This window comes from Flavicella sp. IMCC45668, assembly GCF_057219105.1.
The window spans coordinates 1,234,917-1,249,139 of sequence record NZ_CM170114.1 but is presented as its reverse complement, the minus strand read 5'-3'; the positions used below and the strand labels follow the sequence as shown (position 1 = coordinate 1,249,139).

Here is a 14,223-nt window from a genome sequence, read left to right as displayed (position 1 = left end):
ATGAAAATAGGGATGCTTTTAGATGCTGTTTTTCCACCTGATCCAAGGGTGGAAAATGAAGCTTTAACCTTGATTAAGGCAGGGCATGAAGTATATCTGTTTTGTTTGCATTATGGCGAACAACTTGATCAAGAGGTTTATAAAGGAATTTTTGTAAAAAGATATGAGTCCTCAAGAATTGAGTATAAATTATCGGCATTGGCTTATACATTTCCATTTTATAAAAATATACTTTCGAAAAAGATTAGCCATTTTTTAGAGCTTAATTCGATAGAAGCAATCCATGTGCATGATCTTCAGTTGGCAGGTGCTGCTTTTAAAGCAAATACAAAGTTTCAGTTACCAATACATTTGGATTTACATGAGAATCGACCTGAAATAATGAAGTTCTATTCTCATTTGAATAAATTTCCAGGAAAATTTATCATTTTTCCCAGTCTATGGAAATATTTTGAGCAGAAGTATGTTGAAAAGTATACCAAAACTATTGTCGTAACCGAAGAGGCAAAGCAAGACTTATTGTCTCGTTGCAATATTTCTGAACATAAGATTGTGGTTGTAGCGAATACGGTTCATAGGTCATTTTATAAAGACGCACTTTTTGATTCTTCTATCATTGATAGGTATGTAAATGATTTTGTTATTCTGTATCTCGGGGATACTGGATTAAGACGTGGGTTAATGACTGTAATTGAAAGTTTGTCGAACTTGAAAGAGTTTATTACGAATTTAAAATTAGTAATTGTAGGAACGAGCAGTGAAGATGAATTGCTGCATAATAAGGTAAAAGAATTAAATTTAGAGCAATATGTTGATTTTGAGGGTTGGCGAGATGTTTCCTTATTTCCTTCATATATAAAAGCCAGTAAGATTTGCGTTTCTCCGCTTCATAAAAATAAACATCACGATACTACTTATGCGAATAAAATTTTCCAATATATGAGTTTTGCAAAACCAATTTTGGTTAGTGATGTTACGGCTCAAAAAAATATTGTTGCCATGGCACATTCCGGGTTAACGCATAAAGCAGAAGATGCCTTTGATTTTGAGAAAAAAATACTTCAACTTTATAGAGATCCATCTTTACAACAGGCGTATGGTGCAAATGGAAATAAATTTATTGAAAATGAGTTTACTTGGGAGCATACCTCAAAAAACTTATTAAATCTATATAAAAATTTAGATTCTTGAAAGTTCTGATTCTAACATATTATTGGCCACCTGCTGGGGGGTCTGGAGTGCAACGTTGGTTGAAGTTTGTAAAATATTTACAAGATTTTGATATTACTCCTGTAGTTTATACGGTAGATAATCCGGATTTTTCTATTATCGATACTAGTTTAGAAAAAGATATTCCTAAAGGGATTGATGTTTTAAAGCAACCTATTTGGGAGCCATATAAATTGGCGAGTTTTTTCTCGAAAAATAAAAAAACACAAACCAATGCTGGTTTTTTGAATGCTAAACAAGGGCTGTTAAGTAAGTTTAGTACTTATGTTAGAGCAAATTATTTTATTCCTGATGCACGTATGTTTTGGATCAAACCTTCTGTGTTGTATTTAGAGGAATATTTGAAAGAAAACTCTATAGATGCTATCATATCTTCTGGACCACCTCATACCATGCATAGAATCGCATTTGAGTTGAAAAAAAGAACCGGAATTAAGTGGATTTCTGATTTTAGAGATCCATGGACAGATATAGATTATTTCCATCAGTTACCACTAAATAAGAGCGCTAAAAAAAAGCATTTTAAGATGGAGAAAGAAGTGCTAGAGCATTCCGATGCAGTGGTAGTTGTAGGAGAAACTATGCGAGAAAAATACCTAGCGTACAATAAGAATACTGTTGTAATAACGAATGGATTTGATTTTATCCCATCCAAAACATCCGAATTGTTGGATGATACCTTTTCTATTACTCATATAGGAATGATGAATGAGGATAGAAATCCAAGTATGCTTTGGGAGGTTTTAAAGGAACTTTGTGTGGAAGACGCTGAGTTTAAGAATAAATTGTGTATTCAATTGATTGGGAAATTAGATGCATCTGTAGAAATTGAATTGGAAAAAAATAATTTGAACGAGAATACTCGTATCATTTCTTATTTGCCGCATGAAGAAGTACATCTTTTTCAAAAAAAATCACAGGTATTGCTTTTGGCGGTCAATAATGTGCCAAGCGCTAAAGGAATTATTACCGGAAAAATATTTGAATATTTAGTAGCGAAAAGACCTATTTTAGCAATCGGACCCGTTGATGGAGATTTGGCAAAAATATTATCTAGTTCTGAGGCCGGCCTTATTGTGCCGTTTGGAGATAAGCATTCCTTAAGATTGAAAGTAAAAGAATTGTATAATTCATATAAAGGAGAAGGTGTACAGATCGCTTCTCAAAATATTGAAAAATATCATAGAAAAGAATTGACCAAACAGATGGCCGATTTGATAAAAAGAACAGTTTCATAAATGAAAAAAATTGTAACCATATTAGGGGCTAGACCTCAGTTTGTAAAAGCCGCTGTTTTAAGCAGAGTAATTGCGGAGAAGGATGAATACGAGGAGATACTTATTCATACCGGACAACATTATGATGAAAATATGAGTGCCGTTTTCTTTGAGGAAATGGAAATACCACACCCGAAATATAATTTGAATATAAATGGAGTAGGGCATGGGGCTATGACAGGTCAAATGCTTGAAAAAATAGAAGCCATTCTTTTAAAAGAGGAGCCTGATGCGGTTGTTGTATATGGTGATACTAATTCCACTTTAGCAGGTGCATTAGCAGCTAAAAAATTGCAGATCAAGGTAGTGCATATTGAAGCAGGTTTACGATCTTTTAATATGGAAATGCCAGAAGAGGTGAATAGAATTTTAACAGACCGTATTTCAAGTTTGTTATTGTGTCCAACAGATACTGCCATAAAAAATTTGGATAGAGAAGGATATACCAATTTAGATATAAAATATATCAATTGTGGTGATATTATGAAGGATGCGGTGAGTTATTACAGTAAAAATTCTGAAAAGAAATCTGATATTATTAAGGAATTAGGATTAGATAAAAATAATTTTGTTTTAGCAACCATCCATAGACAGGAGAATACTGATTCTTTAGAGTCTCTGAAAAATATTTTTGAAGGACTGTCAACAGTTCATAAAGAATCTAAAGTGGTGATGCCAATTCATCCAAGAACGAAAAACATACTGGCTAAAAATAATTTGGAATATCCTATTCAATTTATTGAGCCAGTTGGATATTTTGATATGCTAGAATTATTGAAAAACTGTAATTTAGTAGTGACAGATAGTGGTGGCCTTCAAAAAGAAGCTTTTTTTAATAAAAAATACTGCATCGTAGCCAGAGAACAAACGGAATGGGTGGAGTTAGTGAATCATGGATATGCTGAACTAGTAGGCAGTGATTCAGAGAAAATGAGAAAAGCATTTGATAAATTTCAGATCCAAACTAAGGATTTTACGGAGAATCTTTTTGGTGATCAAGTAGGACTTAAAATTCACAATGCTATAAAAAGTTTGATTGAAAATTAATGGGAATAGTACTAAAGCAATCATTTAAAAATACCTTAACCATTTATGGTGCATTTGCTATTGGTGGGATTAATGCATTGTTTTTATACACTTCCTTTTTAGAGGATACGTATTACGGATTAGTGACATTTTTGTTATCTACTTCAAATTTATTGATGCCTTTTATTGGGTTTGGAGTTCAGTATACCATTTTAAAGTTCTATTCATCCTATGTCTCAAAAATTGAACGGGATAGATTTTTATCAATAGCGTTAATTCTTCCATTGTTGGTTGCTATTCCTATTGGGTTTATAGGTGTTCTATTTTATGAAGGAATTGCTTCTTATTTATCCTTGAAAAATCCGGTAGTAAAAAATTATGTAAGTGTTATTTATTTGGTAGCCATCGCTTGTGCTTATTTTGAAATATTTTATGCATGGTCTAAGGTGCAATTACAATCGGTTTATGGTAATTTATTAAAAGAATTATTTTCTAGAATAGCGGCCATGATTTTGCTTTTTTGTGTTTATTTTAAAATCATTAGCGTAGCAGATTTTGTATGGTATTTAACAGGTGCTTATTTTATTCGAATGTTTTTAATGGGAACGTATGCCTTTTATTTATATCGTCCAAAATTAAAATTTGAAATGCCTGAAAATATGGTTGAAATATTCAGATATTCAGCCTATATAATTTTAGCGGGTGCAGCGGGTACCATATTAATTGATATCGATAAGTTTATGATTCCTCAAAAAGAGGCGATTGCATTGACGGCTTATTATTCAGTTGGTGTGTATATTGGTTCTGTTGTAGAAACACCGGGAAGGGCAATGGCTCAAATTTTACAGCCCTTGATTGCAAAAGCACTAAACCAAAAGGATTTGGCAGAAGTGAAAAATCTTTATAAAAAGAGTTCTATCAATCTATTGGCGATATCTGGGTTGGTTTTTTTGTTGATAAATTTGAATATATCTGAAATGTTTCAATTGCTTCCAGAAAAGTTTAGAGGAGGTGAATGGATCGTTCTATTTATTTCACTAGCTAAGTTATATCATATGTTTTTGGGAGGGAATGGTGCTATCATTTCTAATTCAAAATATTATAAAGTATTGCTACCTTATGGTGTTGCAATGGCACTATCGGTAATTATTTTGAATCATTATTTGATCGATTTAATGAGTATTGAGGGAGCGGCATTGTCTACCTTACTAGTGGTGCTTGTTTTTAATTCGATTAAACTTTTTTATGTAAAAAGTAAATTTAAGATGTACCCATTTACTTCAAAAACGCTGATGTTATTCGTAGTAATAAGTGTCTTTTATGCAGTTTTTTCTTTTTGGGATTTTCAGTTTCATCCTCTTTTGAATATTATATTAAAGGGAACTATTATAGCGGTACTTTATATAATAACTATCTACAGAATGAATATTTCATTAGAAATTAATACGACTATCAATAAGTTAAGATCAAGAATTTCGTAATGTGTTGATGCCATTTGATAAAAAGTAAAAAAACAGTGTAATTGAATTTGTATATTTACGTCAAACACAATCAAAATAGAATTGAATGATTGAAGTTATTGAACAGAATTTAAGAAAGGGAGAGCACTTATTAAAATGTATATCAAACGATCAATACAAAAATACAACTGTAGCACCTTATTATTCTAGCATAGGAACGCATATTCGACACGTTATGGATATGTTTCATTGTATATTTGAAGGCCTACAAGCAGGAAAGGTTGATTTGTCTGCAAGATCAAGAAATAGAGCTGTGGAAGAGCAGTTAAAATTGGGGCTTGATTATATACATATTACCATTGATAAATTGCAAGGTATTGGTGAAGATACTCTAGATAAAAATATCATTGTATCAGATGATTTAGGGGCAGGAAAAGTAGAAGTTACTTATACCTTAGCCGCCATATTAAGCCAAGCTCATAGTCATGCTATTCATCATTATGCAAGTATTGGTTATATCATTCATCAATTAGGCATAGAATTACCTGAAAATGGATTTGGGTTCAACCCTACAACACCCAAAAAAGCGGCAGTAAGTTCTATTTAAAAAGTGATTTTAAAACCGTTCTTATTCCATTAGCAACTAAAAATATAGCACATAAGGCAGCTATAAAACCAATGACACTGAAAATATAGTTGTTGTCTTTTTTTATGGCAGAAAATCCAATACTTATCATAATAGGGGCAAGAGCAATCAACGGAATTGCTCCAAAAATAAATTTAAGTCCTTTTTTTAGTAAATTTTGATCTGTACTCATTTTTTATGATGTTCTAAAACGTTTCTTACATTCCCGTATTTTTCCAACAATTTGGTAGCCTCCTCATAACTTACATTTAGAGAATCTACTACCATTCTATTGGCTCTGTCGATTAATTTGGAATTGGACAGTTTCATGTCTACCATTTTGTTTCCTTTTACTTTTCCAAGTAATATCATGGTAGAAGTACTGATCATATTTAAAATAAGCTTTTGAGCCGTACCCGCTTTCATTCTGGAACTCCCAGTTACAAATTCTGGCCCAACGACAGATACAATTGGAAATTGAGCTGTCAAATGCAAGGGGCTATTTTCATTCATAGTGATACAACCCGTAATGATATTGTTTTCGTTTGCACTTTGTAATGCTCCTAGTACATATGGTGTTGTACCGGAAGCAGCAATGCCAATCACAACATCGTTGGTAGTAATATTATGTGCTTGCAAGTCCTTCCAACCTTGAGTTGTATTGTCTTCAGCATTTTCTACAGCTTTACGAATGGCCTTATCACCTCCAGCGATTAGTCCAACAACCAATTCATGAGGTACACCAAATGTTGGTGGGCATTCAGATGCATCTAAAACCCCTAACCGTCCACTAGTTCCGGCTCCCATATAAAAAATTCTACCACCTTTTTTCAGTTTTGAAACAATCTGTTCCACTAAGGCAAGAATTTGTGGCTTGGATTTTTCCACAGCAAGCGCCACTTTTTTATCTTCATTGTTGATATGAGTTAGCAGGTCTTCTGCTGACATATTCTCAAGATTATTATAAAGAGAACTTTGTTCTGTTGTTTTTGAAAAATCCAAATTGTTATTTTTTTCAAAAATACTAAATGGTAGTTATTTATGATACTTCTATTCTCAGAAATATGAATAAATAATTATAAATTAATAAGGAAGACTCTCTAATTTTTTTTCATAATTAAATTAAAATGGAGGTAAGATGATTGCGTCCTCATCATTTATAGTGTATTTTACAACATCCATTTCAGATAATCTAAAATACCCTAGAGGTTTTTTGTTTGTATCTGAACTAGAGGTATTGACACAGTTCCCAATAACCTGAGCCGGAGGAGTTCCAAATGGGTTTCCACTAGATATTTGTTCAAGTAATAAATCCATATAATTAAAATGTGTTTTAGAGGAGGCATAGAAGTATAGAGTTAAATCCTCTCCTGGTTTTAAACTATCGTCCTGTTCAAAAACACTATTTTCTTGTCCATCAGAAAACTCATCACTTCTCGTTCTATAAACATCTACAGCATAATCAGTAGGATAGCTAAATTGACTTAAATAATAGTTTTCTTCATCCGCAGGATCATCGTAGAAAAATTCAACTTTTATAACTTCTGTTCCAAAGAAATTATCCGTAGACTGTTCAATTCTGGTAATAGCAGGAGCGGCAAGAAGTGTTTCTTCTGCGGTATAAGATTCTCCTTTATAACTCACATTTAGAACATATGAATTTCCTATCACTGGCACAAATGATGAAGTTGTGTAGATTCCTGTACTTCCATCTTCAATAAAATCAAATTCTGCAAGACTTGTAGTGTTTGTTATTTTTACCGTGGCTCCGGTGGCAATAGGGACCGTTAAATCATAGAATCCTGCTGTTTCTGTCAAACGTATCGCTTGTTCGTTACCTGCGGTTCCTTTCTCCCAGTTAATATTGGCATCAATAACCAAACGCTTTGGCCCTTCTTCTAAAGGTAAGTCAATAACGTCTTCGCAAGAAGTAAATAAAAGTATGGTGATTGCTAAGTATAAATATTTCATAACAATTAAAATTTAAAGTTGTAAGTAAATGAAGGAGTAAATCCAAATATTGAAGTTTTTACCGCTTCATTTTTACCCGTCATATCATTTTGTCTAAAATTGATAGAAGCCGCATTTCTTCTTCCGTATAGGTTATAGATACTAAACACCCATTCGCCTTTCCATTTTCTTGGTTTTTTAGGTTGGGGAGTATAGGTAGCTGAGATATCTAAGTGGTGATAGCTAGGCATGTTAAATTCATTTCTTTGACTGTAAACAGGCACCTTTAATGTACTTGTTGAATTACTAAAATCGGCATTGATGTTGGTTTCATATTGCCCATTAGGATATGTAACCGGTTTTCCTGATTGGTAAACAAAATTTGCACCGAATCTCCATTTTTTATTCAAAAAGTAACTTGTGGTAACTGAAAGATCATGTAATTTATGATAAGGAGATTGGTACCATTCCCCATTGTTTATTCCAGTAGCTCCAGGAGTTGTTCCAACAACTTGTTGTTCTGTATTAGAAAGCGTGTAGCTGATCCAACCTTTAAAGTTACCCGTGTTTTTCTTTAAAGATAATTCTAAACCATAAGATCTAGATTTACCGCTCAGAACTATTGTTTCAATTTGATTTTGAGCAATTAAGTTGGCACCATCTCTGTAATCTAGTCTATTCTGAACGTCCTTATAATATACTTCTGTTTCAATAGAGTAATCTCCATCCTTAAGGTTTCTAAAATATCCTACGGCATATTGATCTAAGATTTGTGGCTCAATATATGGCCCACTCGGAGTCCATACATCTAATGGAGCTGCAGAAACAGTATTCGATATTAAGTGAATGTATTGAAACATTCTATTATAGCTAGCTTTAAATGCATGAGTTTCATTAGGAGTGTAAGACATAGAAAGTCTTGGTTCTAGCCCATAAAAAGTTTTGATAACTTCTCCTCTGTCATAATCAGTTTGACCATCAATTACACCTTCTTCATATACCCCCGTTGTGGTATTAAAAGTTATTGGTTCATCATTTGCATAGCTGTAAATAGGTTGTCCCCCCATTCTGTAGAATGAACTAACTCTAAGTCCGTAATTCATAGAAAATGTATCAGAAAAAGAGTGTTCTGCCATGGCGTACACTGCTGGTTCAATAGCGTATTTTTGATCTAGTTTACTAGCAACAATAGAGGATTCATTAGAACTTGGAGTTATTTCTCCGGGATGAAAATGATAGTGAATACCGCTTAATCCATAGGATAGAGAAAAATCATCAGATAAATAATGCTTAAAGTCGTATTTGATATTGATATTTTGTATTCCAGAATCCCAATCAAACCCAACAAAGTCGAGGTTTAAAAAATATTGATATTCACTAAAAATAACGGTAAGGTTAGAGAATAATTTATCACTAAATAAATGGTTCCACCTTGTGTTAAAAGTTTGGTTTCCGTAGGAATTTACAAATAGGTTAGCGATATTAAATTTGTCTCTACCAAAATAACCAGAGAAGTATAATTTATTTTTTTGATCTAAGTCAAAATTTAACTTGGCATTTAAATCATAGAAATAAATGGTATTGTCTTTTGTTTCTGGGTTTAATTTTAAAAATAAATGGGCATAGGAACCACGTCCTGCAATCAAGTAAGAACTTTTATTATTTTGAATAGGTCCTTCCGCCATTAATCTACTAGAAATTAATCCGATTCCACCGGTAAAATGATGTTCTTTTTTATTACCATTTTTTTGATGCACATCTAAAACAGAAGATACACGACCACCGTATTTGGCAGGAATACCACCTTTATAAAGTTTTACATCCTTGATGGCATCTGCATTAAAAATAGAGAAAAATCCAAAAAAGTGGGAAGAACTATAGAGTGTTGCTTCATCTAACAAAATCAAGTTTTGATCTTCAGCTCCTCCTCGAACGTTAAAACCAGAGGCACCTTCACCAGCACTTGTAACACCAGGAAGCAATTGAATAGATTTAATGATATCTACCTCTCCTAAAACCACAGGCATTTCTTTAATTGTATTCACAGAAATTTTATGAACACTCATTTCTGGTTTTTTTAGATTCATTACCCTGTTGTTACTCTTAACAATAACTTCGTCAATTTCTTCGCTCGCCAATTTCAAGCTGAAATTTTCCTTGAGGTTGCCATCAAGCATAATTTTTTTGACAATTGTTTGGTATCCCAAGTAGCTTATTTCTAGGTTGTATTCACCTTTTGGTAAGGTTATAGAATAAAAACCATAACCATTTGTTACGGTTCCTCTCTGCTGATCAGGAAATATTACATTTACTCCAATAAGTGTTTCTCCACTGCTTTCTTCCGATACAATACCACTCAAGGTATAATTGTCCTGGGCATAACTAAAGCTCGATACTAATAATAGTAGCAGGACTAGGATTTTTTTATTCATAATTGTTTAGTGTAATTCTAAAAATGTTAAACAAAAATACACTTTTCTCTTGATTTTACTATCTTTTATAAGATGTTATTTGTCTATACAAGTATTAATTTAACTTATAACGACGAAAAATAGTAAATTCTTAAATGTGCAATTTTTCAAGCAAATATAGTAGGTTTTCATGTCATAACGGATTGGTTGCTGATTTTTAACATTAGCGTAATATTAAATTTTACCTAAAAAAAATATTTAAACATGTATCTTCGAATTTCAATTGAAAAAAATATGAAAACCTATCGAGTACAAAAAGTGCCAAATAATTTAATGGAGATAACTGGGAAATCTAAATCTGATCTCTGGGAAAGAGCTGAAACTATTTCTGAATTTGTCTCACCCTGGAGTACTGATGCAATTGCAAAAATTAATTTCAAAGCTCTTTATGATGATGAAAATTTCTATTTTTCATTTTTGGTTGAAGATTCAGATATATATATTGACCGATCTGGGGATAGCGTTGAAAATATTGGGAATTCGGATAGAGTAGAATTGTTTTTTAGAAAGAACAAGGACTTAGATCCTTATTATTGTTTAGAGATTGATCCTTCGGTCAGAATTATGGACTTCAAAGCCAAGCCAAACAAAAATTTTGATTTTAATTGGAACTGGCCAAAGAATGACATTTTTGTAAAGTCGGATATTCAAAATAATCTTTTTATTGTAGAAGGGGCTATTTCCTTAAAAAGTTTGGAAGAGTTAGGTTTGATTGATAATCATAAAATTGAAACAGGTGTCTTTCGTGCAAAATATAATTTGGATGAGAAGGGATCTTATGAACCTACATGGATTAGTTGGGTTGACCCTGATACCGAGGAACCGAATTTTCATATTGAAAGTTCATTTGGTGTTTTTGAATTGGTAGATTTATTGTAGGTATTGCTCGTAATTTTCAGAATTGATGATGTCTATCGGAAGTAAAGTTTGTTCTGGTAGCTTGGTGCCAAATAATAAGAATTCCGCTAATTGACTCAATCCAAGAAAGGTTTGTTGCTGTGGGTTTTGATGTATCAAAAAATCGATTGCATTTGATTTTAATAAATTGATATTTTCGTGGATTAAATCATACCCAACAATTTTTAATTTATTAGATACTTTGGAATTCAGTTTTCCTGCTATATAGGTTTTTGAGGTGGTAACAAAAATCCCATCTGCTGAGTGTTCATTTACAAAATTTTCAAGTTTTTCAGCAGAAACAGAAGTGTCGTTGTGATTGCTTTGATAAGTTAGTATTTTAAATGCCTTTAAATTTTGATTCTCAAAGAATTCACGAAACCCTTGCTCTTTGGCTTGCATATGAGTTGCATTATCAAAATCTTGATCGATATGTGCAATTACGATGGTTCCATCTTTTAAAAGAGTGTCAAATAGCTTGGCGCCAATTCTTCCACTTTTATGCAAATCTTGTCCGATAAAACTTATGTTTTCTGATGATTTAATCGTGTTGTTAAATGTGGAAAGTAAAATTTCATTTTCTGTACATAGTTCAGCCACATGCAATGCTTCTTTATAAAAGAGAGGAACCATAAGGATAGCATCTGGTTTACTTTCGATAACATTTTTAGAGACCTCTACAAAATCTTTGGTTGATTTAGAGGCGTAGGTTACTGTGTCTATTGCTATGCCAAAATTTTGAAACTTTTCTAATACTTGTGTAACTGCTATCAAACAAGGCGACCAGAAAGAATCTTCCTTAACATCAGGAATGATAAGTGATAATCTATATATTTTATTGCTCTTTAAAGTTTTAGCGATTGGGTTTGGTTTGTATTCTATTTGGTCTAGTATGGCATTTACTTTTTTAAGAGCATCTTCAGAGACACGTCCTCGTTTGTGTAAAACTCTGTCTACCGTTCCTTTTGAAACACCTGCTAATTCAGCAATGTCCTTAATAGTGTATTTTTTTATCATATAGCAAATATAACATTTTTTTAATATTGTTCTCGAGCACACTGTTTTCTTGTGCTCGAGCACAATTTTGATGTGTTTTCGAACACATATTTTTGTGTGTTCGAGCACATTTTTTGTGTTTTTTCTTTTTTTATCAATTGATATTGTATAGTTTTGTAGAAGTAAAAACAGAATATTACTTGTTAAGTTGTTGAAATATAGATAATAAAAAATAAAACATGAGTGAAAATAAACCGACATTAGTAGTGCTAGCAGCAGGAATGGGAAGTAGGTACGGAGGGTTAAAGCAAATAGATTCTTTTACACCTGAAGGTGATACGATAATTGATTTTTCAATTTTTGATGCTCTGGAAGCTGGCTTCGGGAAGTTTGTCTTTATCATTAGAAAAAGTTTTGAAAAGGAGTTTAAAGAAATTTTCAACCCAAAGTTAAAAGGAAAGGCAGAGGTAGCATATGTATATCAGGAATTAGACAGTGTGCCTGAAAAATTTATCAACCCAAAGCGAACGAAACCATGGGGAACGGGACATGCTTTACTGATGACCAAAGAGGTGATAGATTCAAATTTTGCTATTATTAACGCGGATGATTTTTATGGAAAGCAAGCTTTTAAAATTATGGCAGATGCGTTGCAGGAAATTGATGAGGAATCTTACGATTTTAATATGATTGCCTATTCTTTAAAAAATACTGTGTCAGAATACGGTTTTGTTTCTCGTGGAGAATGTCAAGTAGATGAAAACGGATTTTTATTAGATGTTACAGAGCGCACACATATAGAAAAGATAAATGGAAGCCTCAAGAGAAAGAATGCTCAAGGGGAATTTATTGATATAGATGAAAATGTTACTGTTTCAATGAATTTTTGGGGCTTCACACCTAAATGCTTCGACTTTGGAAGTCAGTTGTTTGAAGAATTTTTGGAAGACAATATAGAAAATCTAAAAGCAGAATTTTTCCTACCCTCTGTTGTCAATGAAATTTTAAAATCTGGCAAAGCAAAAGTCGAAGTATTAAAATCAGACGCTCAATGGTTTGGTGTAACTTATAAAGAAGATAAAGAAATTGTCCAAGAGGCAGTAATGAAATTAAAGGAAGCGAATGAGTACCCTGTAAATCTATGGTAAAATGATAAATGACAAACTCAATAAAGTTTTTGAACAATTTGACCAGTCTTCAAAATTTGTGTCTTACAAAGAATTGGCTTCAGGTCATATTAACGATACTTATTTCATTGAAACTGACCAAAGGCCTTTTTATGTAATGCAAAGAATAAATCATGGTGTTTTTAATGATGTGCCAGGATTAATTAATAATAAAGTAGCAGTAAGTGAGCACATAAGAAAAAAACTTGATATTGATTTAGAGCAAGCTAATACAAGACATGCTTTAAGTTTTATTAAGACAAAATCTGGAGCATCTTACTATCGAGGAGATGAAGGCGATTATTGGAATTTGATGATTTTTATTGAGGATAGTGTTACGCATGAAGTAGTAAAAGATGGGGAGATTGCTTATGAAGGAGGAAGGTTGTTTGGTGAGTTTTTAGAACTGACAAATGACTTTGATATTGCTAGTTTATGTGAAGTAATCCCAAAATTTCATGACATGTCTTTTAGGTATTCTCAGTTTTACGATGCTTTAAAAAATGCATCCGAAACTAGGTTGATTCAGGCAACGGAATACATTGATTTAGCTAATGAGATGAAAGAAGAGATGCACATCCTTCAAAACCTGAAAGAATCTGGCGCTGTAAAGATGAGAGTAACTCATAATGACACGAAAATTTCAAATGCTCTTTTTGATCAAAATAATAAAGGCTTGTGTGTGATTGATACAGATACCGTGATGCCGGGAATTATTCATTATGATTTTGGAGATGCTATTAGAACCATTTGTAATACAGCAGCAGAAGATGAAAAGAATTTGGAGTTGGTTCATTTCAATGTTGATTATTATAAAGCTTATAAAAAAGGATTTCTAGAGAAAATAGGAAATGCTATTTCAGAAACGGAACTAAAATATTTAACGCAAGGTGCAAAATCAATGATTTTTATTATGGCACTCAGATTTTTAACGGATTTTTTAAATGGAGATGTTTATTATAAAACTTCTTATGATGAGCATAATTTAGTTAGAGCTAAAAATCAGTTTAAGTTATTAGAAAGTTTGAATGCACAATTGGATAGATCTGGGGATTTTTCTAATTAGTACTAATAAAATTAGGAAAGTTAATTGGTTTTTGCAGAGCAAGAAGCGGTAACCAAATA

13 protein-coding genes are annotated in these 14,223 nt (G+C 32.5%); 8 read left to right on the top strand and 5 right to left on the bottom strand.

The window, feature by feature from the left end; translation table 11 throughout:
- The 5 genes from AC2DZ0_RS05655 to AC2DZ0_RS05635 all read left to right on the top strand — a co-directional run bounded on the left by AC2DZ0_RS05655 (position 1) and on the right by AC2DZ0_RS05635 (position 5,600).
- Positions 1 to 1,191, top strand: coding sequence for a glycosyltransferase (locus AC2DZ0_RS05655; protein WP_484644236.1), 1,191 nt, complete (start codon positions 1 to 3; stop codon positions 1,189 to 1,191).
- The gene (locus tag AC2DZ0_RS05650) at positions 1,188 to 2,468 is read left to right on the top strand and encodes a glycosyltransferase family 4 protein (RefSeq protein WP_484644234.1); all 1,281 of its coding nucleotides are present in this window, start codon (positions 1,188 to 1,190) and stop codon (positions 2,466 to 2,468) included. Before AC2DZ0_RS05655 ends, AC2DZ0_RS05650 begins: the two co-directional genes overlap by 4 nt.
- Positions 2,469 to 3,554, top strand: coding sequence for a non-hydrolyzing UDP-N-acetylglucosamine 2-epimerase (gene wecB / locus AC2DZ0_RS05645; RefSeq protein WP_484644232.1), 1,086 nt, complete (start codon positions 2,469 to 2,471; stop codon positions 3,552 to 3,554). It begins immediately after the preceding gene.
- The gene (locus AC2DZ0_RS05640) at positions 3,554 to 5,014 is read left to right on the top strand and encodes a lipopolysaccharide biosynthesis protein (RefSeq protein WP_484644231.1); all 1,461 of its coding nucleotides are present in this window, start codon (positions 3,554 to 3,556) and stop codon (positions 5,012 to 5,014) included. Before wecB ends, AC2DZ0_RS05640 begins: the two co-directional genes overlap by 1 nt.
- 85 nt (positions 5,015 to 5,099) lie before the next feature.
- A complete protein-coding gene (locus AC2DZ0_RS05635; protein ID WP_484644229.1) occupies positions 5,100 to 5,600 on the top strand; it encodes a DinB family protein in 501 nt (166 codons plus the stop codon).
- Here AC2DZ0_RS05635 and AC2DZ0_RS05630 read toward each other — a convergent pair.
- From AC2DZ0_RS05630 to AC2DZ0_RS05615, 4 genes are all read right to left on the bottom strand, one after another.
- Positions 5,593 to 5,811: a DUF6095 family protein gene (locus AC2DZ0_RS05630; protein WP_484644228.1), complete on the bottom strand. Its 219-nt coding sequence runs from the start codon at positions 5,809 to 5,811 to the stop codon at positions 5,593 to 5,595. The genes AC2DZ0_RS05635 and AC2DZ0_RS05630 overlap by 8 nt on opposite strands.
- The gene (gene murQ, locus AC2DZ0_RS05625; RefSeq protein WP_484644227.1) at positions 5,808 to 6,620 is read right to left on the bottom strand and encodes an N-acetylmuramic acid 6-phosphate etherase; all 813 of its coding nucleotides are present in this window, start codon (positions 6,618 to 6,620) and stop codon (positions 5,808 to 5,810) included. Before murQ ends, AC2DZ0_RS05630 begins: the two co-directional genes overlap by 4 nt.
- 120 nt (positions 6,621 to 6,740) lie before the next feature.
- A complete protein-coding gene (locus tag AC2DZ0_RS05620; RefSeq protein ID WP_484644225.1) occupies positions 6,741 to 7,589 on the bottom strand; it encodes a DUF4249 family protein in 849 nt (282 codons plus the stop codon).
- Between the two features lie 5 nt (positions 7,590 to 7,594).
- Positions 7,595 to 10,000 carry a TonB-dependent receptor gene (locus tag AC2DZ0_RS05615; protein ID WP_484644224.1) on the bottom strand — a complete coding sequence of 802 codons (2,406 nt, stop codon included), beginning with the start codon at positions 9,998 to 10,000 and terminating at the stop codon, positions 7,595 to 7,597.
- 273 nt (positions 10,001 to 10,273) lie between these two features.
- Between AC2DZ0_RS05615 and AC2DZ0_RS05610 the strand changes: the two genes are divergently transcribed.
- Positions 10,274 to 10,918, top strand: coding sequence for a sugar-binding protein (locus tag AC2DZ0_RS05610; RefSeq protein ID WP_484644223.1), 645 nt, complete (start codon positions 10,274 to 10,276; stop codon positions 10,916 to 10,918).
- Here the strand turns inward: AC2DZ0_RS05610 and AC2DZ0_RS05605 are convergent.
- Positions 10,910 to 11,953: a substrate-binding domain-containing protein gene (locus tag AC2DZ0_RS05605; RefSeq protein ID WP_484492037.1), complete on the bottom strand. Its 1,044-nt coding sequence runs from the start codon at positions 11,951 to 11,953 to the stop codon at positions 10,910 to 10,912. The genes AC2DZ0_RS05610 and AC2DZ0_RS05605 overlap by 9 nt on opposite strands.
- A gap of 218 nt (positions 11,954 to 12,171) precedes the next feature.
- Between AC2DZ0_RS05605 and AC2DZ0_RS05600 the strand changes: the two genes are divergently transcribed.
- Positions 12,172 to 13,080: a nucleotidyltransferase family protein gene (locus tag AC2DZ0_RS05600; RefSeq protein ID WP_484644221.1), complete on the top strand. Its 909-nt coding sequence runs from the start codon at positions 12,172 to 12,174 to the stop codon at positions 13,078 to 13,080.
- Position 13,081: 1 nt separating this feature from the next.
- On the top strand, positions 13,082 to 14,164 hold the full coding sequence (locus tag AC2DZ0_RS05595) for a phosphotransferase enzyme family protein (RefSeq protein WP_484644220.1): 1,083 nt from the start codon (positions 13,082 to 13,084) through the stop codon (positions 14,162 to 14,164).
- Positions 14,165 to 14,223 lie beyond the last annotated feature (59 nt).